The organism is Nonomuraea sp. NPDC049725, assembly GCF_040674795.1.
GTDB lineage: Bacteria > Actinomycetota > Actinomycetes > Streptosporangiales > Streptosporangiaceae > Nonomuraea > Nonomuraea ceibae.
On record NZ_JBFANJ010000026.1, the window covers coordinates 71,407 to 92,218 of the forward strand.

The 20,812-nt window shown below is 74.8% G+C and carries 19 protein-coding genes; 8 read left to right on the forward strand and 11 right to left on the reverse strand.

Translation table 11 applies throughout. The features are described from left to right. Window positions 1-9: 9 nt before the first annotated feature. Window positions 10-819 carry an MBL fold metallo-hydrolase gene (locus AB0J53_RS42095; protein WP_364183130.1) on the forward strand — a complete coding sequence of 270 codons (810 nt, stop codon included), beginning with the start codon at window positions 10-12 and terminating at the stop codon, window positions 817-819. On the opposite strand, the gene AB0J53_RS42100 is transcribed toward AB0J53_RS42095, so the two are convergent. Both AB0J53_RS42100 and AB0J53_RS42105 read right to left on the reverse strand, forming a co-directional pair. After that, window positions 814-2,043 carry a HAMP domain-containing sensor histidine kinase gene (locus tag AB0J53_RS42100; protein ID WP_364183133.1) on the reverse strand — a complete coding sequence of 410 codons (1,230 nt, stop codon included), beginning with the start codon at window positions 2,041-2,043 and terminating at the stop codon, window positions 814-816. The two genes, AB0J53_RS42095 and AB0J53_RS42100, sit on opposite strands and share 6 nt — an antisense overlap. After that, a complete protein-coding gene (locus tag AB0J53_RS42105) occupies window positions 2,040-2,711 on the reverse strand; it encodes a response regulator transcription factor (RefSeq protein ID WP_364183136.1) in 672 nt (223 codons plus the stop codon). Before AB0J53_RS42105 ends, AB0J53_RS42100 begins: the two co-directional genes overlap by 4 nt. 125 nt (window positions 2,712-2,836) lie before the next feature. On the opposite strand from AB0J53_RS42105, the gene AB0J53_RS42110 reads away from it, so the two are divergent. Continuing rightward, window positions 2,837-3,244, forward strand: coding sequence for a hypothetical protein (locus tag AB0J53_RS42110; protein WP_364183139.1), 408 nt, complete (start codon window positions 2,837-2,839; stop codon window positions 3,242-3,244). A 3-nt stretch (window positions 3,245-3,247) separates the two neighbouring features. Here the strand turns inward: AB0J53_RS42110 and AB0J53_RS42115 are convergent, their stop codons facing one another. The 3 genes from AB0J53_RS42115 to AB0J53_RS42125 all read right to left on the reverse strand — a co-directional run bounded on the left by AB0J53_RS42115 (window position 3,248) and on the right by AB0J53_RS42125 (window position 6,604). Then, window positions 3,248-4,645 carry an LCP family protein gene (locus AB0J53_RS42115; protein ID WP_364183141.1) on the reverse strand — a complete coding sequence of 466 codons (1,398 nt, stop codon included), beginning with the start codon at window positions 4,643-4,645 and terminating at the stop codon, window positions 3,248-3,250. A 145-nt stretch (window positions 4,646-4,790) separates the two neighbouring features. Beyond that, complete coding sequence (locus tag AB0J53_RS42120) at window positions 4,791-5,456, reverse strand: response regulator transcription factor (protein ID WP_219504206.1); 666 nt, start codon at window positions 5,454-5,456, stop codon at window positions 4,791-4,793. After that, window positions 5,453-6,604 carry a sensor histidine kinase gene (locus AB0J53_RS42125; RefSeq protein WP_364183145.1) on the reverse strand — a complete coding sequence of 384 codons (1,152 nt, stop codon included), beginning with the start codon at window positions 6,602-6,604 and terminating at the stop codon, window positions 5,453-5,455. Before AB0J53_RS42125 ends, AB0J53_RS42120 begins: the two co-directional genes overlap by 4 nt. 188 nt (window positions 6,605-6,792) lie before the next feature. Between AB0J53_RS42125 and AB0J53_RS42130 the strand changes: the two genes are divergently transcribed. Both AB0J53_RS42130 and AB0J53_RS42135 read left to right on the forward strand, forming a co-directional pair. Next, on the forward strand, window positions 6,793-7,161 hold the full coding sequence (locus AB0J53_RS42130) for a hypothetical protein (RefSeq protein ID WP_219504199.1): 369 nt from the start codon (window positions 6,793-6,795) through the stop codon (window positions 7,159-7,161). Further along, complete coding sequence (locus tag AB0J53_RS42135; protein WP_357582975.1) at window positions 7,158-8,615, forward strand: multicopper oxidase family protein; 1,458 nt, start codon at window positions 7,158-7,160, stop codon at window positions 8,613-8,615. Before AB0J53_RS42130 ends, AB0J53_RS42135 begins: the two co-directional genes overlap by 4 nt. 1 nt (window position 8,616) lies before the next feature. Here AB0J53_RS42135 and AB0J53_RS42140 read toward each other — a convergent pair whose 3' ends face one another. Together AB0J53_RS42140 and AB0J53_RS42145 are read right to left on the reverse strand one after the other, a co-directional pair. Further along, a complete protein-coding gene (locus tag AB0J53_RS42140) occupies window positions 8,617-9,093 on the reverse strand; it encodes an MSMEG_6728 family protein (RefSeq protein WP_364183149.1) in 477 nt (158 codons plus the stop codon). A 19-nt stretch (window positions 9,094-9,112) separates the two neighbouring features. Continuing rightward, window positions 9,113-9,829: a MerR family transcriptional regulator gene (locus AB0J53_RS42145; RefSeq protein WP_364183152.1), complete on the reverse strand. Its 717-nt coding sequence runs from the start codon at window positions 9,827-9,829 to the stop codon at window positions 9,113-9,115. Window positions 9,830-9,892: 63 nt separating this feature from the next. Between AB0J53_RS42145 and AB0J53_RS42150 the strand changes: the two genes are divergently transcribed. Further along, complete coding sequence (locus tag AB0J53_RS42150) at window positions 9,893-10,354, forward strand: DUF6194 family protein (RefSeq protein WP_364183155.1); 462 nt, start codon at window positions 9,893-9,895, stop codon at window positions 10,352-10,354. Here the strand turns inward: AB0J53_RS42150 and AB0J53_RS42155 are convergent. After that, window positions 10,330-11,028, reverse strand: coding sequence for a phosphatase PAP2 family protein (locus AB0J53_RS42155; protein ID WP_364183158.1), 699 nt, complete (start codon window positions 11,026-11,028; stop codon window positions 10,330-10,332). The two genes, AB0J53_RS42150 and AB0J53_RS42155, sit on opposite strands and share 25 nt — an antisense overlap. Before the next feature lie 47 nt (window positions 11,029-11,075). Here AB0J53_RS42155 and AB0J53_RS42160 point away from each other — a divergent pair, with 47 nt between their 5' ends. Next, window positions 11,076-13,259: a polysaccharide lyase 8 family protein gene (locus tag AB0J53_RS42160; RefSeq protein WP_364183161.1), complete on the forward strand. Its 2,184-nt coding sequence runs from the start codon at window positions 11,076-11,078 to the stop codon at window positions 13,257-13,259. Here the strand turns inward: AB0J53_RS42160 and AB0J53_RS42165 are convergent. Further along, complete coding sequence (locus AB0J53_RS42165; RefSeq protein ID WP_364183164.1) at window positions 13,174-13,920, reverse strand: PIG-L family deacetylase; 747 nt, start codon at window positions 13,918-13,920, stop codon at window positions 13,174-13,176. The two genes, AB0J53_RS42160 and AB0J53_RS42165, sit on opposite strands and share 86 nt — an antisense overlap. A 111-nt stretch (window positions 13,921-14,031) precedes the next feature. Here AB0J53_RS42165 and AB0J53_RS42170 point away from each other — a divergent pair, with 111 nt between their 5' ends. Then, a complete protein-coding gene (locus AB0J53_RS42170; protein WP_364183167.1) occupies window positions 14,032-16,344 on the forward strand; it encodes a M20/M25/M40 family metallo-hydrolase in 2,313 nt (770 codons plus the stop codon). Here the strand turns inward: AB0J53_RS42170 and AB0J53_RS42175 are convergent. Further along, entirely contained in the window at window positions 16,322-17,527 is a 1,206-nt protein-coding gene (locus AB0J53_RS42175) for a hypothetical protein (RefSeq protein WP_364183170.1), read from the reverse strand. The two genes, AB0J53_RS42170 and AB0J53_RS42175, sit on opposite strands and share 23 nt — an antisense overlap. Window positions 17,528-17,530: 3 nt before the next feature. Next, window positions 17,531-18,619 carry a ThiF family adenylyltransferase gene (locus tag AB0J53_RS42180; RefSeq protein WP_364183172.1) on the reverse strand — a complete coding sequence of 363 codons (1,089 nt, stop codon included), beginning with the start codon at window positions 18,617-18,619 and terminating at the stop codon, window positions 17,531-17,533. Between the two features lie 266 nt (window positions 18,620-18,885). On the opposite strand from AB0J53_RS42180, the gene AB0J53_RS42185 reads away from it, so the two are divergent. Beyond that, window positions 18,886-20,812, forward strand: a 1,927-nt coding sequence (locus tag AB0J53_RS42185; protein ID WP_364183175.1) for a transcriptional regulator, incomplete at its 3' end; no start/stop codon positions are given.

Below are 20,812 nucleotides of genomic sequence, written 5' to 3' on the forward strand. Positions count from 1 at the left end.
TCGTGGGCCATGACGGCACTTGAGCAGTGGACAGAGGTCGGCGACCGGGTCTATGTCCGGCGGCACGCGTCGTACGACCTGAACGTGGGGCTGGTCGTCGGGGACGGGCACTGCATGGTGTTCGACACCCGCATGTCGCATCGGGAGGCCGCCGATCTGATCGAGGCCATCAGGCGGATCACCACCAGCCCGTGGACGGTCGTGAACAGCCACGCGCATTTCGACCACTGTTTCGGCAACGCCCTGTTCCAGCCCGCGGAGATCTGGGGGCATGTCAGGTGCGCGGAGGAGATCGAGCGGGACGGCCGGGAGCAGCGGGCCAAGGTCGCCGGGTTCGTCCCCGAGGAGCGGCGTGCCGAGGTGGAGGAGGTGGAGATCGTGCCGCCGGATCACACGTTCACCTCGACGGCGACGCTCGACATCGGCGGCCGGATGGTCCATCTGCGGCATTTCGGGCTGGGCCACAGCTCGAACGACATCGTCGCGCACGTGCCCGACGCGGGCGTGGTGTTCGCCGGTGACCTGGTGGAGGAGGGCGCTCCGCCCGCGTTCGGCGACTCGTACCCGCTCGACTGGCCCGACACGACCGCGCGCATGCTGGAGGAGACGCGCGAGCTCGTGTACGTGCCGGGCCACGGCGCGGTCGTGGACCGCGACTTCGTGGTGAGGCAGCACGCCGAGCTGACGGCGGTGGCGGAGCTGGCCAGGCAGGCCCACGTGGAAGGGCTGCGCGACCTCGTCCACCGGTTCCCGTACGACGAGCAGGTGACCCGGCAGGTGATCGAGCGGGCCTTCCTGCAGCTCGACCAGACGCTATGAGCGCGGCGGCCGGGGGAAGCGGGCGGTGAGCCCGTCGTCCCCGGCCGTGAGCGTGCCGCCGTGCAGGGTGGCGATGTCGCGGGCGATGGCCAGGCCCAGCCCGGCGCCGCCCGCGTCCCTGGCCCGCGCCTCGTCCAGCCGGGTGAACCTGTCGAACACCGCCTCCCGGTGCTCGGCGGAGATGCCGGGGCCGTCGTCGCGCACCTGGAGCACGGCCCCGCCGCCGTCGGCGCGGACGCTGACCCGGACGCGGGAGCCGGCGTGCCGGGCGGCGTTGTCGACGAGGTTGGTGACCAGCCGGGCGAGGTGACCGGCAGAGCCGCTGATCACCACGTCGGGCTCGATCTCCAGGTCGAGCTCGACGCCGGGGCGGCGCCGGGCGCGCAGCGCCTCCTCCACGGCCACCTGGCCGAGGTCGACGTCGGCGGCGGGCAGCGGTTCCCCGGCGTCGAGCCGGGCGAGCAGCAGCAGGTCGGCGGCCAGGGCCTGGATGCGGTCGACGTCGGCCAGGGCCTCGGCGGTCAGCTCGCTGGGCTCGGCGAGCTCCAGCCGGGCGCGCAGGGTGGCGATCGGGCTGCGCAGCTCGTGCGCCGCGTCGGCGACGAACCGCTTGTGCGTCTCGACGGACGTCTCCAGCCGGTCGAGGGTCCCGTTCACGGTGACCGCCAGCGCGGCGACCTCGTCGCGCGAGCGCGGGACCGGCACCCGTTCGTACAGGTCGCGGGCGGTGATGTGGGCGAGCTTGGCGCGGATCGCCGACACCGGGCGCAGCACCCGGCCGACCGCGAACCACGTCATCCCGGCGACCACGGCCAGCAGCGCGGGCAGGCCGGGCAGCAGCACGCCGTTGAGCGTCGCCAGCGCCTGCTCGGCCCCTTCCAGCGAGGCCCTGCCCCACACGGTGGTCCCGCCGTCGGCGGTCGGCACCTGGAGCCGGGCGATCGCGTACTCGCCCGCGGGCGCCCACGTGCCGAGGGAGTCCTCGCCGCCGACCCACACGTCGGGGTCGGCCACCGTCAGCGGCTCGGCCGGCAGGGCGGGCACGGCCTCGACGGTCAGCGCGGGGGCGACGGCGGCCGCCTTCCTGGCCGCCTCCAGGCCGGCGCTGCCCTCCAGGCTGCCGCGCAGCACCGCCACCAGCGCGATCGCGGCGGTGCCCAGCGCCAGCGCGACGATCAGGGTCGCCGCCGCCGTGGCGCGCACCCGCACGGACGACAGGTTCACTCCGCCTCCAGCCGGTAGCCGGCGCCGCGCACCGTGACCAGGGTGGACCGGCCGAACGGCTGGTCGATCTTGCGGCGCAGCGCGCTGATGTACACCTCGACGATGTTCGGGTCGCCGTCGTAGGAGAAGTCCCACGCCTGGGCGAGCAGCTCGCTCTTGGACACCACCTCACCGGCCCGCCTGGCCAGCCCGTGCAGCACCGCGAACTCCTTGGGCGTCAGCGCGATCTCCGCCGCGCCCCGGCGGCAGCGCAGCCCGGCGGGGTCGACGACCAGGTCGCCCACGGTGAGCGACACGGGCCGCTCCCGGCCGCCGCGCCGCACCAGCGCGCGCAGCCTGGCCAGCAGCACCACGTACGAGAACGGCTTGGACAGGTAGTCGTCGGCGCCGTTGTCGAGCGCCTCGGCCTCGTCGTGGACGCCGTCCTTGGCGGTGAGCATCATGATCGGGGTCCAGTCGCCGGCCTCGCGCAGCCGCGAGCAGAGCGCGTAGCCGTTGAGCCGGGGCAGCATCACGTCCAGCACGATCACGTCGTAGGCGTTCTCCGTGGCCATCCACAGCCCGTCGCGCCCGTCGTGGGCCACGTCGACCGCGAACCCCTCGCCGGTCAGCCCGTTCCTTACCAGCTCGGCCAGCCGCCGCTCGTCCTCCACCAGTAGCACCCGCACACCGGCCAGCGTGCCGCATCGCGCCTAAAGCCAACCTGAAGATCACTTAGGGCGCGTTCAGGGCCGCTTCAGGTACGGCCCGCCAGCCTGAACCCCGCAACGTCCCATCCACAGAGGAGAAGCACATGATCAGACGACGGTTCGCGGTGCTCGGCGCGGTCGCGGTGCTGGCGCTGGCCGGGCTGGGCGGCTCCGCCCTGGCCGCCGACGACGTGCCCCACCAGGTCACCTGCACCACGCCCGACGGCAAGACGGTCGAGCTGGAGGTCGCCAAGGCCGTCCCGGCGATCCCCGCCGAACCCGCCGGGCCCGCCGGGCAGGACTGGGTCAAGGCGGGCGAACCCGGCGCGGTCCCGACGGACGTGCTCGACGCGGAGGCGGCGACCGAGGTGGAGTTCGCCCCCACCCGGCCCGACGCCGAGGCCGGCACCGAGACCGGCACCGAGGCCGGCGCTGAGACCGGCACCGAGGCCGACGCGGGCCCGGCCAAGGTCGTGCAGCTGGAGACGATCTCCTGCGTGCGCAAGCAGTAGGGGTCAGCCGGCGCAGGTGTCGTGCGTGGCGTCGAACCCCTTGATCGCCTCGCCGTCGGCCGGGTCGAGCGGCTTGAGCCCGCGCCAGTCGTCGCCCAGAATCAGCACCAGCCGCGCCGTCCGGGCCGCCGGCACCAGCCTCGGCCTGCTCCTCGGCAGGTCCTTGGCCAGTGTCGGCACCCGCGCCTCGCCGTTGGGCCCGTAAAGGATCATCGACTTCCGGTACGGCTTCCGTACGGTGTCGGCGATCTTGACGATGTGATAGCCGCGCTGTTCGAGCACGGCTGCCACCTGGGCCCCGAGACCGGTGCGGTAAGTGCCGTTGCGCAGCTCCACGGCGACCTTGGACCTCGGCATCTTGGCTTGGCCACCCTGGACGCCGGTGAGCTCGGCGTCCTTGGCCACGATGCGGAAGAGCTGGTTCGCCTGGGGCTGCACCCATTCGACCCGGCCCGGCTGGCTGACCGAGTAGTGCCACGGCGTGGTGATGAACCTGATCTTCCCGGCGGTGAGCCCGCGCAGGCTCTCCGCCAGGTCCTTCATCACGCCGGGCGTCAGGCCGGGGTCGGTGGTGACGGCCTTGGTGCCGGCGTCGAGGAAGCCGAACAGCCGGACCGGGTCGGTGAGCGTCTCGCCGCTCATCACCTTCTTCGCCATCGAGGCGATGAACATCTGCTGCCGCTGGATCCGGCCGATGTCGGAGCCGTCGCCGAAGCTGTAGCGGGCCCGGACGTAGCCGAGCGCCTGCTCGCCGCCGAGCGTCTGGCGGCCCGCGGGCAGGTGGAGCATGGCCTTGTCGTCGTCGACCCGCTCCGGCAGGCACACCTCGACGCCGCCGACGGCGTCGACCATGTCCTTGAACCCGCTGAAGTCGACCTTGACGAAGTGGTCGATGTGGATGCCGGTGAGCGACTCGATCGTCTTCCAGGTGCAGCCGATGCCGCCCGAGTTGAACGACTCGTTGATCATGCCGACGTGGGGCTGCTGGCCGGGCAGCCCGCCCTTGGCGCGGCAGGCGGGGAGCTGGACCATCGAGTCGCGCGGGAAGCTGATCACCATCGCGTTCTCGCGGTCGGACGACAGGTGGGCGAGCATGATCGTGTCGGTGCGCTCGCCGGTGATGCGGCGGCCGTAGCGGGCGTTGCGGCCGTCACGCTGGTCGGAGCCGACGATCAGCACGTTGAGCGCGCTCGCGGCGACCTTGGCCGGGCGGGCGGTGCCGAGGTCGCCGGCCACGTCGGTGTGCTCCACGTTGCCGGTCAGCCGCACGGCGACGGCGACCGCCGCCCCGGTCACGAGCAGCACGAGCGCCGTCACGGCCACGATCAACCGGCGCAGCCAGCGCCGTCGTGGCCGGGTGGTGGACGGGGTCGGCGGTGCGTCGACTAGCCCGCTGCTCACGTGACTCCCAGGCGTTCGGGGCCGCGGGCAGGAGCGCCCTAGGCTCGTAAACGGGTTCCGGCCGGTGCGAGTGTAGTTCAGCGGGCCCGCCGGGCACGGGGGATCGGCGCAGATCAGCCGGGGTCGATCCGGCAGCGGCGGGCGGTCAGGTGACCGTGGAGCGCGGGGTCACCAGCCCCGACTCGTAGGCGAAGACGACGAGCTGCGCCCGGTCCCTGGCGCCCAGCTTGGTCATGGCCCGGCTGACGTGGGTCTTGGCGGTCATCGGGCTGATCACCATCTCGGCGGCGATCTCGTCGTTGGACAGGCCGCGCGCCACCAGCGCCGTCACCTCCCGCTCCCGGTTGGTCAGCGTGTCGAGGCCGACGGGCTCCGGCTCGGGCCGGTTGGCCATGAACGCGCCGATCAGGCGGCGGGTGATCGACGGCGACAGCAGCGCGTCGCCCCTGGCCGCGACCCGGACGCCCTGGAGCAGGTCATCGGGCTCGGTGTCCTTGACCAGGAACCCGGCGGCCCCGGCCCGCAGCGCGTCGTAGACGTACTCGTCGACGCCGTAGTTGGTGAGGATCACCACGTGCACGCCGGACAGCCGCTCGTCGGCGGCGATGCGGCGGGTGGCCTCGATGCCGTCCATCACCGGCATCTGCACGTCGATCAGCGCCACGTCGGGCCGGTGCTCCAGGGCGAGGGCGACGGCCTGCTCGCCGTGCACCGCCTCGGCGACGACCTCGATGTCGTCCTCCGCCTCCAGCAGGGCGCGGAAGCCGCCCCGGATGAGCGCCTGGTCGTCGACGATGAGGACCCGGATCATGACGCCTGCTCCAGCTCCCGGGCGAGCGGCAGCTCGGCCCGCACGGTGAACCCGCCCTCGGGGCGGGGGGCGGCGTGCAGGCTGCCGCCGAGCGCGGTGACGCGCTCGCGCATGCCGGTCAGCCCGTTGCCCGGGACGGGCGCCCGGTCAGGATCGGCGCAGCCGTCGTCGTCGACCTGGACGACCAGCGCGCCCGGCCGGTAGTCGACCCGGACCAGCGCGGCGGCTTGGCCGGCGTGCCTGGACACGTTGGTCAGCGCCTCCTGGACGATCCGGTAGGCGGCCCGGTCGACGTCGGGCGGCAGCTCGCGCCGCTCGCCGGTGAGCGTCACCGTGGCGGCCAGGCCGGTGCGGCGGGCCCGCTCGACCAGGTCGTCGAGCAGGTCGAGGCCGCTGCCGGCCGGCTCGACGCCGGACTCGCGCAGCACGTCGAGCGTCGCCCGCAGCTCGCGGATCGCGTCACCGCTGGCCTCCTGGATGGCCAGCAGCGCGGCGGGCACCTCGTCGCCGCGCTTGCGCGCCAGGTGGATGGCCACCCCGGCCTGGACCTTGATGACCGAGATGCTGTGGGTGAGCGAGTCGTGCAGCTCCCTGGCGATGCGCAGCCGCTCCTCGCCCGCGCGGCGGCGGGCCACCTCCTCGCGGGTGCGCTCGGCCTCGGCCGCCCGCTGCTCGGCCTGCTCCAGGAACGCCTGCCGGTGCTTGCTCACGGTCGCCGCCACGCACGCTGCGACGAACCAGCCGACCAGCAGCGAGGTGTCCTGCATGATCTCCTGATCGGGCTGCCCGGTGTCGCCGGCCAGACCGGCGGCCAGCGCCCCGGCCAGGAACACCGCGCTCACCGCGATGCCCGTCACCCGGTGGCCTGACCGGATCGTGGCGAACAGGCACAGCAGCACCGGGAACGCGGTCGGCGGCGTGGGCTGCGCCTGCGTCGCGTAGAGCAGCATGCCGCAGGCGGAGACGAGGAGCGCCGGCAGCGGCGCCCACCGCCAGGCGACCAGGGCGAGCGAGCCGGCCACGACGGCGGCCTGGCCGAGCGGCCCGGTGTCGGTGCCGGGCAGCACGACGGCCAGCAGGACGGCGGCGACGGCCACCGCCAGCGTCACGTCGGCGGCGCCCGGGCGCCGGCCGTGCTCGAACTTCATTCGAGCAGCGTAGAACCCGCCCCGCGCCGCCGTCATCGGACCCAGGTTTGACCTGCCGCTACTCCCCGCGTGGTAGCGGGACCCGCCGCGCTTCTCCCCCCGCCGTAGCGCGCAATGCCATCCCCCGCAGGACGACCGGGACGGGCCGTGGAGGCCACGATGTGGCACAGCCGTCGAAAGGAAACGCGATGAGATTCCTCCCTGTCCTGCGGGTCGTGGTGGTCCTGCACATGCTCGCCATGCTGGCCCAGGCGGTGACCGCCGGGCTGCTGCTGTCGTCGCCGGACGGGCGGCAGATGCACATGCTGTCCGGTGGCGTGCTGCTGGTCCTCGGGCTGGCGCACCTGGTGGCGGCGATCCTGGTGTGGCGTCCGGGCGGCGGCCCCGCCATGTTCGTCGCGCCGGCGGTCGGCCTGCTGGTGTTCACCGGCGTGGCGGCGGTCCTGGGCGTCATGGGGCTCAAGGTGCTGCACCTGCCGCTCGGCGTGCTCCTGTTCGGCGGGACGGTCATGCAGCTCAGCCGGGTCCTGCCGAGCCGCTCCCCGGTGCCGGCATGACGCTGTCGAGACGGCGGGCGCTTCAGCTGTTCGGGCTGGGCGCCGTCGCCGCCGCGCTGCCGGGCTGCTCGCTGCTCGAAGGCACGCCGCAGCCCCAGCTCCTGACCAGCACCGCGCCGCTGCCCAAGCCGTACGCGGTGCCGCTGCCGGTGCCGGAGATCGCCAAGCCGTCCCGCACGACCGCCGGCGTCGACTACTACGACCTGACGCCGCGCGCCGCCGACGTGGAGATCCTGCCGGGCATGAAGACCCGCATCTGGGGCTACGGCGGCAGCTTCCCCGGCCCCACGATCGAGGCGCGGGCCGGCCGCAGGACCGTGGTGCGCCTGGCCAACGAGCTGGACGTGCCGACCGTCATGCACCTGCACGGCGGGCACACGCCGCCGGAGTCCGACGGCTACCCGACGGACCTGGTGCAGCCCGCCCAGCGGCGCGACTACGACTTCCCGCTCGACCAGCGGGCCGCCACGCTCTGGTATCACGACCACCGCATGGACTACACGGGCCCGCAGGTGTGGCGCGGCCTCGCCGGGTTCTTCCTGGTGCGGGACGCCGAGGAGGAGGCGCTGCCGCTGCCCTCGGGGGAGCGCGACCTGCCGCTGATGATCTGCGACCGGTCCTTCTCCGAGGACGGCCAGATGCCCTACCCCGGCTACGGCGACAAGCCGGGCGCGCTGGAGCCGTACATGGGCGGCGTGCTCGGCGACGTCATCCTGGTCAACGGCGCGCCCTGGCCGGAGCTGCGCGTGGCCCGGGCCCGCTACAGGTTCCGGCTGCTCAACGCCTCCAACGCGCGCACGTACGAGCTGTCCACGGGCGGCCCGATCGTGCGGATCGGCAGCGACGGCGGGCTGCTGACCGGGCCCGTCACCGTGCGGCAGGTGCGGCTGGCCCCGGCCGAGCGGGTGGACGTGGTCGTCGACTTCGCCGCCCACAAGGTCGGTGACCGGGTCGAGCTGCGCAACCTGGCCGGGGAGGGGCCGCAGGCCAGGGTGATGCGGTTCGTGGTGGACCGGGACGCCCGCGACGACTCGGCGGTGCCCGCCAAGCTGTCCACGGTCGAGCGGCTGGACCCGGCGAAGGCCACGGTGACCAGGGACTTCGAGTTCAGCAGCGGCAGCATGCACGGCGGCACCGGCTGGCTGATCAACGGCAAGCCGTTCGACCCGAAGCGGATGGACGCCAGGCCGAAGCTGGGCGACACCGAGATCTGGCGGCTGTCCAGCGACGTCGCCCATCCGGTGCACCTGCACCTGTCGCACTTCCAGGTGCTGTCGGTGAACGGGGAGCGCCCGGCGGGGCCGCCCGAGTGGAAGGACACGGTGGAGCTGCGCGACGCCCAGACGGTGGAGATCGTCACCCGGTTCACCGGCTACAAGGGGCGCTACGTCTTCCACTGCCACAACCTGGAGCACGAGGACATGGCGATGATGGCCAACTTCGAGGTCGTGTGAGTCACAGGCAGGCGGGCGGCCGGTCGGAGGGCGGCCACACGTAGCCGAGGTCGTCCGGGTCGGCGCCGAAGAGCGGCCGGTAGAAGCCGGGGTCCTTGCGCAGCAGCGCGGAGCGGTGGCTGAGGTGCAGGTCGGGGTCGCCCAGCCACGGCGGCAGCTCGCCGGCCAGCGCCAGCTCCGGCTGGGTGCGCACGTCGCGGGCGCCGCAGGTGTCGGCCAGCTCGCGCGTCATCGTGGCGGCGCAGGTGTCGGCGCGGCCGGTGGAGCACCAGCGGCCGCACACCTCCAGGCCGTAGCGGACCAGGGCCTCCTCGTAGCCGGCCCACATCTTCACCGCCGGGTGGTGGCGCCAGCCGTAGCCGGGGACGGTGAGCGCGCGCAGGATCTGCAGCGCCTCGACCCGCTGCTTGCCCAGGCGCAGCGGGTCGAGCACCCGGGCGGTGCGGGTGAAGTCGGGAAAGGGCAGGAACGTCTGCACACTGTGTGTGCTTCCCCGATCACGGCTCGGGCATGTGGGCGTCGAGGACGGCGGCGAGCGCGGCCGCGCCGCCGAGCAGCGCCCGTGACCTGGCCTCGACGGCGGCCTCCCGGGCGGCCAGCGCGGCGGAGACGTCGTCCCAGCGCCTGGCCCGCCGCAGCTCGGGCATGAGGTCCCTGAGCTGGGCGATGCGGTAGCCGGCCAGCCGGAGCTGGTGGACGATCCGGGCGTCGCGCACCTGGTCCGGCGTGTAGCGGCGGGGCCCGCGCGGCTGGTCGCGGTCGGGGACGACCAGGCCCTCGGCGTCCCAGTGGCGCAGCGTCGACGGGCGCACGCCGAGCGCGGCGGCCAGCTCGGAGACGGTCATCGCGTCGGACGGCCGCACCTCCGCGATCGGCTCGCCGGAGATCGCCCGCGCGGCCGCCTGCGCCCGCCGCAGGTCCGCGCGTTCGGCGTCGAGCCGGGCGTGCGCCGCGTCGAGCAGGGCGAGCACGCCGGGCTCCGGATGGCGGTGGGCGGCGCGCATGATCTTCTTGGCCTCGACCGGTCCCACGCCCGCCGCGAGCGCCCGGTAGGCCAGCGCGGAGCGCACGTGGACCTCCCCGTAGACGCGGTGGCCGGTGCCCGTTCGTGCCGCCGGGGGCAGCACGCCGTCACGCTCCAGGTTGCGCACCTGCTGCACGGAGCAGCCCGCCCGCCGCCCCACGTCGACCGTACGCAAATGGAGACCTGGCACCCTGAATCCCCTTGTCGTCTGCTCGAAAGCCTCCACAAGGACTTCAATGTAACGCTGGAACGCATGGAGAAAGACGAGATCATCGCATTCGTGTCGGACCTGGAGGGCGTCCTGGCCCTCACGCCGAAGCCCGGCGACGGCATGCCGGAGCTCGCCTGGGGCGACGCGTTCTTCTACTACTCGCCCGACGGCGTCATCCCGGCCAACATCCAGCCCTTCGCGACCGTCGTGACCAAGAACTACCCGGACGACGAGGCGTCGCGCCTGGACCGGCCCGGGGCCTTCCGGGTGAACGTCGCCGCCGGGAAGGACGCGTTCGTCGAGTGGACCGGTCACACGCCCCGCGAGCCCGCCACCACCGATCCGAGCGTCGCCGACACCGTGATCGCGCACCCCGTCTACGGCACGCAGGGCTGGCTGGCCGTGGTCAACCCGGGCCCGCGCACCGAGACGGCGCTGCGCGACCTGCTGCGGAAGGCGTACGAGCTCGCCAGGGCGCGTTACGAGCGCCGCGCCGAGGACTGATCGGCGGCCGGGCGGCCCGCCGAGGGCGGGGACGCGCCGGATCGCCGCCACCGCTCGAACCCGGCCACGGTGGCGGCGATCACGGCCACGCCCAGCATCACGCCCGCGACGACGTCGCTGACGTAGTGCACGCCCAGCGCCACCCGCGTGCACGCCACCGTCACCACCAGGAACCAGGCGAGCGCCCAGGCCGCCGCCCGGTGCCGGAGCAGCGGCATCACGGTCAGCAGGATGATCCCGGCGCCGAGCGTGGCGTTGAGCGCGTGCCCCGACGGGAACGAGTCGCCGTCGGCCAGGGCCACCGGATCGGGCAGGTCGGGCCGCGCCCGGTCCACGATGACCTTGATCAGGGCGCCGAGCAGCCCGCCGACGGCCATCGTGGTCACGGCCCACAGCGCGAGCAGCCGCGCCCCGCGCCGCACCAGCCAGATCGCCAGCACCGCGACCGCCACCCGCCACGACATCGGCCCGAACGCGTCCGTCCACACGATGAGCGCGGTGGTCACGTCCGGGTTGGCCAGCGCGTACGCGTGCAGTTGCCGCGCCACCCCCTCGTCGAGGTCGTTGAGCGGCATCCTGGCCACCACGAGCAGCAGCATGAACGGGACCATGACGACCGCCACCGTGACCGAGGCGATCGTCAGCCGCACCCCCAGCCCCATCTCGTCCCGCATGCCCCGCGGCTACCCGATCGCGGGGAGATCAGTCCGATAATGCGATCGTGCCGGAACTGTCCAGGCGGTCGTTCCTCCAGCTCGCCGCCGTCGGCCCGCTGATCCCCGCGGGCGACCCCTTCGAGGCGCTGCGCCGCCGCTGGCGTGAGGTGACGCTGGCCGGGCTGCCCGCGCTGTCCGGCCGCGCGCCCGGCTCGGCGGCCGCGCACGCCCGCACGATGGCCCCCGCCCCCGGCCACCTCTGGCCCGGCCTGCCCTACCCCTCGCTCAAGGCCACGCCCGCCCGCCTGCTGGCCCTGGCCCGCGCGCACGCCCTGACCGGCGACCCGGAACCGGCCGCCGCCGTCGCCACCGGCATCGCCCACTACTGCCGCCACGTCTACGCGGCGGGCGCCGACCCCGACGGCAACTGGTGGGACTGGCAGATCGGCGTCCCCGCCAAGCTCCTCGACGCCGCGCTCCTCACCGGCCTGCGGGACGACGCGCTCGCCGCCGCCGTGGACCACTTCGTCCCGGCCGGCCGCCTGGCCGACTACAGCGGCACCAGCACCGGGGCCAACCGGGTGGACCTGTGCACGGTGACGCTGCTGCGCGCGATCCTCACCGCCGACCCCGCCAGGGCCCGGCTCGCCAGCCGGGCGCTGTCACCCGTCTTCCGGTACGTGACCGAAGGCGACGGGTTCCACCGGGACGGCTCGTTCATCCAGCACACGACCGTCCCCTACCAGGGCGGCTACGGGGCGGTCCTGCTGGAGAGGCTGGCGACCCTGTTCGCGGTGCTGCGCGGCTCGCCGTGGGAGATCACCGACCCGGGCAGGCAGGTCGTGTTCGACAGCGTGGAGCGCTCGTTCGCGCCGTTCGTGCGCGACGGCGTCTGCATGCCGCTGGTCAGCGGGCGCGGCATCACCCGGGGGCCGGACGGCGACCAGGCGCGGGGGCTGCGGCTGGCCTCGGCGATCCTGCTGCTGGCCGAGTCGGCCCGGCCCGCCGAGCGGTCCCGCTGGCGGGCCGTGGTCAAGGGCTGGGCGGTACGCAACCCGTACCTGCTGAACGACGCCCGCGTGGGCCGGGTCGTGGCCGACGGCGGGGTGGCGGCGGCGGCCGAGCCGGTCGGGCACCGGCTGCTGCCGATGAGCGCCCGCGCCGTGCACCGCAGGCCCGGCTGGTGCGCTGCCCTCAGCATGGCCTCGGACCGGATCGCCCACTACGAGCACGGCAACGGCGAGAACCGGCGCGGCTGGCACACCGGCTCCGGGATGCTCTACTGGTGGGGCGAGGGGCACCGGGACCAGTACTCGGGCACGTTCTGGCAGAGCGTCGACCCCTACCGGCTGCCGGGCACGACGGTCTCGTCCCGGCGGCTGCCCGACGGCGCGGGCGGGGCGTGGGGCGAGCCGTGCCCGCAGGCGCGCTGGGTCGGCGGCGCGACGGACGGCGTGCACGCCACGGTCGGGCAGCACCTGCTCGGGCTGGAGAGCACGCTCGACGCGTTCAAGTCGTGGTTCTTCCTGGACGACGCCGTGCTGTGCCTGGGGGCCGGGATCACCTGCTTCGACGGGGCGGTGGTCGAGACCGTCGTGGACAACCGGCGCACCGGCGCCCGGCTCGCCACCGGCGACGGGTGGGCGCACCTCGACGGGCACGGCGGCTACGTGGTGACCGGCGCGCGCACCCGGCGGGCCGGCGGGCACGTGGTCCTCTGGCTGGACCACGGGCTCAACCCGGTCGGCGCCGGGTACGTCTACCAGCTCCTGCCGAACGCCTCCGAGGAGGAGACCCGGGCGCGGGCGGCCGATCCCGGCTGGGCGCGGGTGCTCGCCAACACCGCCCGCCAGCAGGGCGTGCACGTGCCGTCGCTGGGGCTGACCGCGGTCAACTTCTGGACCGGGGGCACGGCGGGGCCGCTCACCGCCTCGGCGCCGTGCGCGGTCCTGGTCCGGGAGCCGGGCGACGGCACGGCCACGGTGACCGTGTCGGACCCGCGCCGCGACCTCGGCGAGCTGACCGTGACGTGGGACCGGCCGGTCAGCGCGGTGATCAGGGCCGACCGGCCGCCGGCCCGGGTCGCCGTCGGGGCGCGGGCCGTGCTCACGTTCGGCGGGCTGGCGGGCCGGGGCGGCGCGTCGGAGAGCGTCACCCTGCGGCTCACCCCAGGACGGGCTGACCGCTCGCCAGGCGATACCACTCGTTCTGGAGCATCTGGTCGCGGGCCTGCTCGGGGAGCGAGATGAGCATCGTCAGCGACGCGCCCCGCCTGACCTCCGACTCGTGCGCGTGCATGGCCGCCCACTTGCGCTCCGCCCAGGGGCTCACGTCCAGCCGCACCGAGACGTCCTCGTCCGGGACGCCCGGCAGCACGTTGCCCGGCTCCGGCGGCGCGCCGAACACCGCCTCCCACTGCGCCGCCACCACCGACCTGGGGATCGTCGCCAGGTAGAGCGCCCGGGGCCGCCACGGCTCGCCCGCCTCGGGGAAGAGCTGGTCGTAGCCGGCCGCCTCGACCGCCGCCAGCGTCACCCGGTGCGCGTGCACGTGATCCGGATGCCCGTAGGACCCGTACCCGTCGTAGGTGAGCACCACGTCGGGCCGGAACTCCCTGATGTGGGCGACCAGCCGCCCCACGGCCTCGTCGAGCGGCACGTCCACGAAGCGCGGGGCGCCGGGCGCGGCGCCGGCGTCGCGGGCGTCGCCGTAGCCGAGCAGCCGGGGCCCGCCCGCGCCGAGGATCTCCAGCGACCGCTCCAGCTCACCGGCCCGGACCGTGCCCGGCGCGCCCGTGCACGTCACGACCGCCGTGCGGGCTCCTGCGGCGGAGAACCTGGCCAGCGTCCCGCCGGTCCAGATCGCCTCGTCGTCCGGATGCGCGTGCACGCCCAACACCGCGAACCCCATCTGGGCACCTTCCTGTCGGTTCTCGTGTCCACGACCTGTGGAAAACCACAGGCGAGAACGGCCGCAAACATCATTCCGGACATCCCGCCGCCGACCGTAGCGTTCCCGGCCATGACCGAGAAGTTGTTCGACGTCCCGCGCCGCGTCCCGGCGGCGGTGACGGCCCTGCTGGTGCTGGCCGCCGTGGTCGTGCTGACCGCGCTGGCCAACAGCACGATGCAGCCGCTGCCCGCCTCGGCCCCGGCCGGGGAGTTCAGCGCCGGGCGGGCGATGCGGCACCTGGAGCGCTTCGCCACCGAGCCGCGCCCGATCGGCAGCCCGGCCGGTGCGCGGGCCCGGGACTACCTGGTGAAGGAGCTGCGCGCCGCCGGGCTCGACGTGCGGGTGCAGCGGGCGGTGGGCGCCAACCCCTCGACGGGGCTGGCGTCGTTCGGGCAGGTCCACAACATCGTGGCCACCCGGCCCGGCGGCGACCCGACCGGCACCGTGGTGATCGCCGCGCACTACGACTCGGCGGCGATGGGGCCGGGCGCCTCCGACGACGCGGCGGCCGTCGCGGCGATGCTGGAGACCGTGCGCGCGCTGGGCGACGCCGAGCTCCGCAACGACCTGGTGTTCCTGATGACGGACGGCGAGGAGGACGGCGTGCTCGGCGCCGAGGCGTTCGTCAGGGAGCACCCGCTCGGCCGCGCCGGAGGCGTGCTGCTGAACTGGGAGGCGCGCGGAGTCAGCGGGCCGTCGCTGATGTTCGAGACGTCGCGGGACAACGCCGGGCTGGTCGAGACGTTCGCCGACGCGGTGCCGCACCCGCGCGGCGACTCGATGATGGTGGAGCTGTACCGGTTGCTGCCGAACAACACCGACTTCACCCCGATGACGGAGGCCGGGTTCTCCGGCATGAACTTCGCCTACATCCAGGACTCCTCGCGCTATCACACGGCCGACGACTCCCTCGCCTTCCTGAACCGGGGCAGCCTCCAGCACCACGGCACGAACATGCTGGCGCTGGCCCGCGCGCTCGGCGGCGCCGACCTGCCCGCGCTCGCGGCCGGGCACGACGTCACGTACTTCCGGTTCTTCGGCTTCCTGATCACCTACCCGAACGCGCTGGTCTGGCCGCTGGCCGGGCTCGCCGTCGCGGCAGTGGCCGCCCTGGCGCTGCTCGCCCGGCGCAGGGGGCTGCTGAGCCTGCCGCGCACGGCCGTCGGTGCGCTGTCGGGGGTCGTCCCGGTCGCGCTGTCGGCGGTCCTGGCGCAGGGGCTGTGGGAGGTGCTGGTGGCCGTGCGGTCCGACTACTACGGGATGGGCGGGCTGCTGCACCGGCCGGAGGCGTTCCGCGCGGCCGTCGCCGTGCTGGTCGCGCTGGCCGTGCTGGGCTGGTACCTGGCGCTGCGGCGCAGGGTCGGGCCCGCCGCGCTGGCGATCGGCGCACTGGCCTGGCCCGCGCTGGTGGGGGCGGGGTGCGCGCAGATCGCGCCGGCGGCGTCGTTCATGTTCGCGCTGCCCGCGCTCGCCGCCGCGCTGGGCGGGCTGGGCGCGCTGCTGCTGCGCGGCGCCGTCTGGCGGGTCGCGGCGATCACGGCGGGCGCGGTCGTGGCCGCCGCCCTGCTGCCCGCCCTCGCCCTGACCGCGTTCGACGGCATGGGGCTCGCGCTCGGCGGGGTGAGCGCCGTGACGCTGGCGCTCTTCGGCCTGACGGCGCTGCCGCTGGTGGAGCTGTGGCTGCCGGAGCCCGGGGCCCGGCTGGGCAGGCCGGTGGCGGTGGGCGTGCCCGCCGTGGCCGCCGGGCTGGCGGCGGCGCTGGTCGCGGGCGGGCTCGCCGTCGACGACTTCGACGCGGCCAACCCGCGCCGCACCCATCTGGCGTACGTGATGGACGCCGAGACCCGGGTCGCCGGCTGGGTCAGCGGCGACCTCGACCCGCCGGCCTGGACCAGGCGGTACGTGTCGGGCCGCGACACCGCCTTCCTGCCGCCCGGCTACGCCAGGGGCGAGCTGTGGACGGGCCGCGCCCCGGCCGTCGACGCCCGGGGGCCGAGGGTCACCGTGCTCTCGCGTGACGGCGACACGTACCGGCTGAAGGTCGTCGCCGGGAAGGGGGCGCGCTCGATCACGCTGCGCACCGAGCGGCCGATCACCGAGGCGGGCGCCGGGGTCGCCGGGGCGCGGCCGGTCACCGTGCCCGTGACCGGGGCGCGGGCGAAGACCTGGCCCGGCGAGGTCCGCTTCCGCGGCCTGCCCGAGAGCGGCGCGGAGATCACGCTGCGCGTGCCGGGCGCGGAGGCCGGGTTCCGGCTGACGGCGATCTCCGAGACGGACGGGCTGTCGTCGGTGCCCGGGTTCGCGCCCCGGCCGCCGGGGCTGATCCCCGCCACCAGGGAGGACGGCGGCATCGTCGCGATCACCCGGACGTACCGGCTCTGACCGTCAGCCGCTCCCTGACGGCCAGGGCGACGGCGAGCGCCGTCGGGCCGAGCAGCAGCGCCGCGCACAGCAGCGCGTACCAGAACCGGAGGCTGAGCGGCCCGGCAGCCAGCCCGCCGGCCGTCCACACCAGCACGGCCGCCACGACCGGCAGCACGAACACGGCGAACCAGGCCAGCACCCCGGCGAGCCCGGCCAGCCACACCCACCGGAACCAGCGCCCCGCCCGCACGTCGGCGGGCGCGGCCCGGACCAGCTCGGCGGCCTGCTCCGGGGTCAGGCGGCCGAACGCGCGCCGCAGCAGCAGCGTCTTGACCCGCCACAGGTCACGGCAGCCGAGCGCGTTGACCAGCACCGCGTACAGATCGGTCCGCAGGAAGATCATGCACTGCCACAGCATGCCCGCCAGCTTCAGGAACACCCACACGGCGAGCGTCGCGTCCACCGCCGGGGGCGCCGCCCACACCCCCTCGTGGATCAGCAGGCGGGCGCCCAGCAGCACGCTGAGCAGGACGACGTCCACCGCCATCCCGCCGAGCAGCGGCCCGTAACGCTGACGGCGCGGCACCGTCCACACCTGGGTGAGGTCGGTCTCGAAGACCAGCAGCATGAGCCGCCGGTCCACGCCGAAGCGGGAGCGGACGCCGATCGCCCGCGCGGCCAGCCAGTGCCCGCACTCGTGCAGCGCGGTGGAGACCATGACGAACGGCATCAGCAGCAACGTGCTCAGCCCCACGTCGTCCAGCAGGAACGCGTCCTGTGCCGGGCTCGGCAGCAGCGACGGCCTGGCCACGAAGACCGCCACGCAGCACAGCGCCAGCAGGCCGTAGAGGGTCCAGGCCACCGGCCCGAAGAACGGCCGCGCCGCCTGGCTGCTCACCCCGGCGAGCCAGCGCCGCGTCTGGATGGGCGCGGTGCGCACCGCCTCGCGCTCCTCGCCCGGCCGGTCGTCGACGAAGCCGAGCTCGGCGAGCGTCGCCACGAACGCCGGCATGTCCACCGGCTCCCCGGCGAACGCCTCCGCCTCGGCCCCGGCCTCCTCCGCGCTCGCGCCGCGCTGCAACGCCGCGATCACCACCCCGCCCACGGCGGGCATCGTCACGAACGTGCCGGTGCCGGGGTCGCCGACCAGGACCTCGTCACCCTCCTCGACCAGCGTCAGCGGGCGCAGCCTGACGTCCACGCCTCACCGCCGCGCCAGCGCGCACGCCGGGCAGTCCGGATCGCGCGGGAACGGCACCCGGACCGGGACAAGCCCGTCACGCAGGTCGAGGACCACCCGCGCCCCCGCCGCGCGCGGCGGCTCGACCCCCGTCAGATAACGCATCACCTCGTACGCGACCAGCGACCCGACCTGCATCGCCATCGGCCCGGTGAGCCCGTTGGCGAGCTGGAGCCCCCGGGTGAGCCGGTGGGCCACCCCGGCTGAGGTGCGCTCCTCCGGCCCCGGCAGGTCCGACTCGTCGCAGCGCAGGCAGGCGCTGCGGCCCGGGTCGACGGAGAAGTAGATGAGCTGCGTGCGCGTCATCCCGCCCGCGACCAGCGGCACGCCCGCGCGCAGCGCCGCCTCGTTCACCCACAGGTTGGCGTCCGGGGCGCCGTCCAGGCCGCCGGCCATCACGTGCACGCCCTCGGTCAGGTCCTTCAGGTCCTCGGGCCCGGAGATCCACCGGTCCACCGCCCGCACCTCGATGCCGGGGTCGTACTCGCGCACCCACTCGGCCGCGCGCTCCACCTTCGACCGGCCGATGTCGGCGTGGCGGTACAGGAACTGGCGGGCGAAGTTGCGCGGCGCGATGTCGTCGCGGTCCACCAGCGTCAGCGCGCCGACGCCCAGCCCGGCCAGGCACTGCACGAGCGAGGAGCCGCCGCCCCCGGCGCCGAGCACCAGGACGTGCGCCTCGCGCAGCCGCCGGACGAACTCCGCCCGCGGCGTGCCCAGCCGGGCGAAGGCGCCGAAGAAGGTCAGATTGGAGAAGTGGCGCTCGTCCGCGCCGGGGTCGCCCAGCCAGCGCCCGGCGGCGTCCTCGACCAGGCCGAGGGAGTCGAGACCGGCCAGCCCGTCGCGTACCTCCTCGGCCGTGACGGCCACGTCCCGCGCCGCCAGCGCGGCGGCCAGCTCCTCCGCGGTCGCCGGCCCGCGGCCGAGCTCGTCCAGGAGCGCCGTGATCCGGCCCTCCGGGTCGGCCAGCGTGAACGCCTCGCGCGGGTCGTGGACCACGATGAGCTCGTCGCCGAGGCGCTCCCAGGCGCATTCCTTCAACATCACTCGCATCGCCGCTCCGGACGCTCGTGGGGATCTCGTCGGCTGTGGAGGACCGGGGGACAGGCGCGCCGCCCCCCGGTCCGCTGAGAGGCGGTGCCTCAGGTCACGAACTGCGTGGCCTTGACGGCCTCGACCTTGCGAACCTCGATCTTCATGGGTGCACCTCCTTCCGGATGTCCTCGATCAAGCTCCTCTTCGGGCCCATAGGATGCCCATAGCGTCGCCATAGCAGGTCCCCCCGTCGGGGTTTCGCTGATCGTGCTCGGGAGGCGGAAGTGGACTTCGCGATCCTCGGTCCCGTCCGGGTCGCCGAAGCGGGAAGACCGGTGCGACTCGTGGGCAAGCCCCGCGCGGTGCTCAGCGTGTTCCTGCTCCACCCGAACACCGTCGTCTCCAGCGACCGGCTGATCGCCTCCGTCTGGGACGAGCCGCCCCGCTCCGCCCTGGCCAACCTGCAGAACTACGTCTCCGTCCTGCGCAAGGCCGCGATCGACGTGGAGACGCAGGAGCAGGGCTACCGGCTGTGCCTGCGCACCGACCGGCTCGACCTGCTCGCCTTCGACGAGGACGTACGGCGGGCCCGGCTGGAGTCGGCGCGCGGCGACCTGGCCGAGGCCCACCGCCTGTTCGCCAGGGCGCTGCCGCTGTGGCGCGGCCGGCCGGCCGAGGACGTGCCGCTGAGCGGCGAGGTGAGCGCCCGCATCGCCGAGCTGGAGGAGCGGCGGGAGAGCGCCAGGCTCGGCTGGATCGACGTGCGGCTGCGGCTCGGCCTGCACGACGAGCTGGTCGGCGAGCTGACCCCGCTGGTGGAGACCGCCCCGCTCAACGAGCGGCTGTGGCACCGGCTCATGCTGGCGCTGCACCGGTCGGGCCGGCGCGCCGAGGCGCTGGAGGCGTACCGCAGGGCCAGGTCGGTGCTGGTCGCCGAGCTGGGCGTGGAACCGGGGCAGGAGTTACGCGACGCGCACGCGGCCATCCTGAACGACGCCCCCGTCGAGCCGCCAGGACCGGCGGCGGTGCCGGCGGTGGGGCCGGCGGTGGTGCCGGCGGAGCCGGCCGCGCCGGAGCGGGAGCCCGCGTGGGCGGGCATCTGCCTGCTGCCGGCCGACCTCGCCGGGTTCGTCGGCCGCGAGTCCGAGACGCGGGAGATGATCGCCGCGCTGAGTGACGCCGGTGGCGCGACGCCGGCGATCGTGACCGTGTCCGGCCCGCCGGGCGTCGGCAAGAGCACGCTGGCCGTGCACGTCGCCCACCTGCTGCGCGACCGCTATCCCGACGGGCAGCTGTTCGTCCGGCTGGGCGGCGCGTCGCCGAACCCCCGCGACCCGGCCGACCTGCTCGCCGAGCTGCTGCGGGCGCTCGGCGTGGACCCCGGCATCCTGCCCGCCGCCACCGAGGAGCAGGCGGCGATGTACCGGGCCAGGATCGCCGACCGGGCCGTCCTGGTGCTGCTCGACGACGCGGGCGACGAGACGCAGGTGGAGCCGCTGCTCCCGGGGACGCCCGGGTCGGGGGTCGTCGTCACGTCGCGCGGGCCGCTGCCGACGGTGCCGGGCACGTTCGCGCTCGTCCTGGACGTGCCGCCGCCCGCCGACGCCCGCGACCTGCTCGCCCGGGTGGTGGGCGCCGACCGGCTCGCCGCCGACCCGGAGTCGGCGGAGGCGATCCTGCGCGCGTGCGGGCGGCTGCCGCTCGCGCTGCGCATCGCCGGGGCGCGTCTCGTGACCCGTCCCGCGTGGCCGCCGGCCGAGCTCGCCAGGCGGCTCGCGGACACGTCGGCGCGGCTGAACGAGCTGCACGCGGGGCAGCTCGACGTGCGCGCCACGTTCGCGACGAGCTACGCGTCGCTGTCGCCGCCGGCCAGGCTGGCGTTCCGGCTGCTCGGCGCGGTGGCGGCCGACAGCGTGGCGGCGTGGGCGGTCGCCGCGCTGGCCGGGGCCGGCGTGCGCGAGGTCGACGACTCCCTGGAGGAGCTCGCCGCCGCCGGGCTGATCAGCGCGAGCGACGTCGACGCCGCGAAGCAGACCCGCTACCGCATGCACGACCTGCTGTGGAGCTTCGCCGCCGAGCTCTTCGCGGCCGAGGAGAGCGAGGACGGCCGGGCGGCGGCGCTGGCCCGGCTCACCGCCGAGGCGTGCGCCCGGGTCACCGCCGCCCCGCGCCGGCCGCCGCACGCCCCCCCCCCCCCCCCCCCCCCCGCCC

Excerpts from the sequence above, each read along its gene's own strand:
- AB0J53_RS42095 (WP_364183130.1), top strand. The coding sequence starts at position 10 with ATGACGGCACTTGAGCAGTGGACAGAGGTCGGCGACCGGGTCTATGTC.
- AB0J53_RS42110 (WP_364183139.1), top strand. The coding sequence starts at position 2,837 with ATGATCAGACGACGGTTCGCGGTGCTCGGCGCGGTCGCGGTGCTGGCG.
- AB0J53_RS42120 (WP_219504206.1), bottom strand. The coding sequence starts at position 5,456 with ATGATCCGGGTCCTCATCGTCGACGACCAGGCGCTCATCCGGGGCGGC.
- AB0J53_RS42125 (WP_364183145.1), bottom strand. The coding sequence starts at position 6,604 with ATGAAGTTCGAGCACGGCCGGCGCCCGGGCGCCGCCGACGTGACGCTG.
- AB0J53_RS42130 (WP_219504199.1), top strand. The coding sequence starts at position 6,793 with ATGAGATTCCTCCCTGTCCTGCGGGTCGTGGTGGTCCTGCACATGCTC.
- AB0J53_RS42135 (WP_357582975.1), top strand. The coding sequence starts at position 7,158 with ATGACGCTGTCGAGACGGCGGGCGCTTCAGCTGTTCGGGCTGGGCGCC.
- AB0J53_RS42150 (WP_364183155.1), top strand. The coding sequence starts at position 9,893 with ATGGAGAAAGACGAGATCATCGCATTCGTGTCGGACCTGGAGGGCGTC.
- AB0J53_RS42155 (WP_364183158.1), bottom strand. The coding sequence starts at position 11,028 with ATGCGGGACGAGATGGGGCTGGGGGTGCGGCTGACGATCGCCTCGGTC.
- AB0J53_RS42165 (WP_364183164.1), bottom strand. The coding sequence starts at position 13,920 with ATGGGGTTCGCGGTGTTGGGCGTGCACGCGCATCCGGACGACGAGGCG.
- AB0J53_RS42170 (WP_364183167.1), top strand. The coding sequence starts at position 14,032 with ATGACCGAGAAGTTGTTCGACGTCCCGCGCCGCGTCCCGGCGGCGGTG.
- AB0J53_RS42180 (WP_364183172.1), bottom strand. The coding sequence starts at position 18,619 with ATGCGAGTGATGTTGAAGGAATGCGCCTGGGAGCGCCTCGGCGACGAG.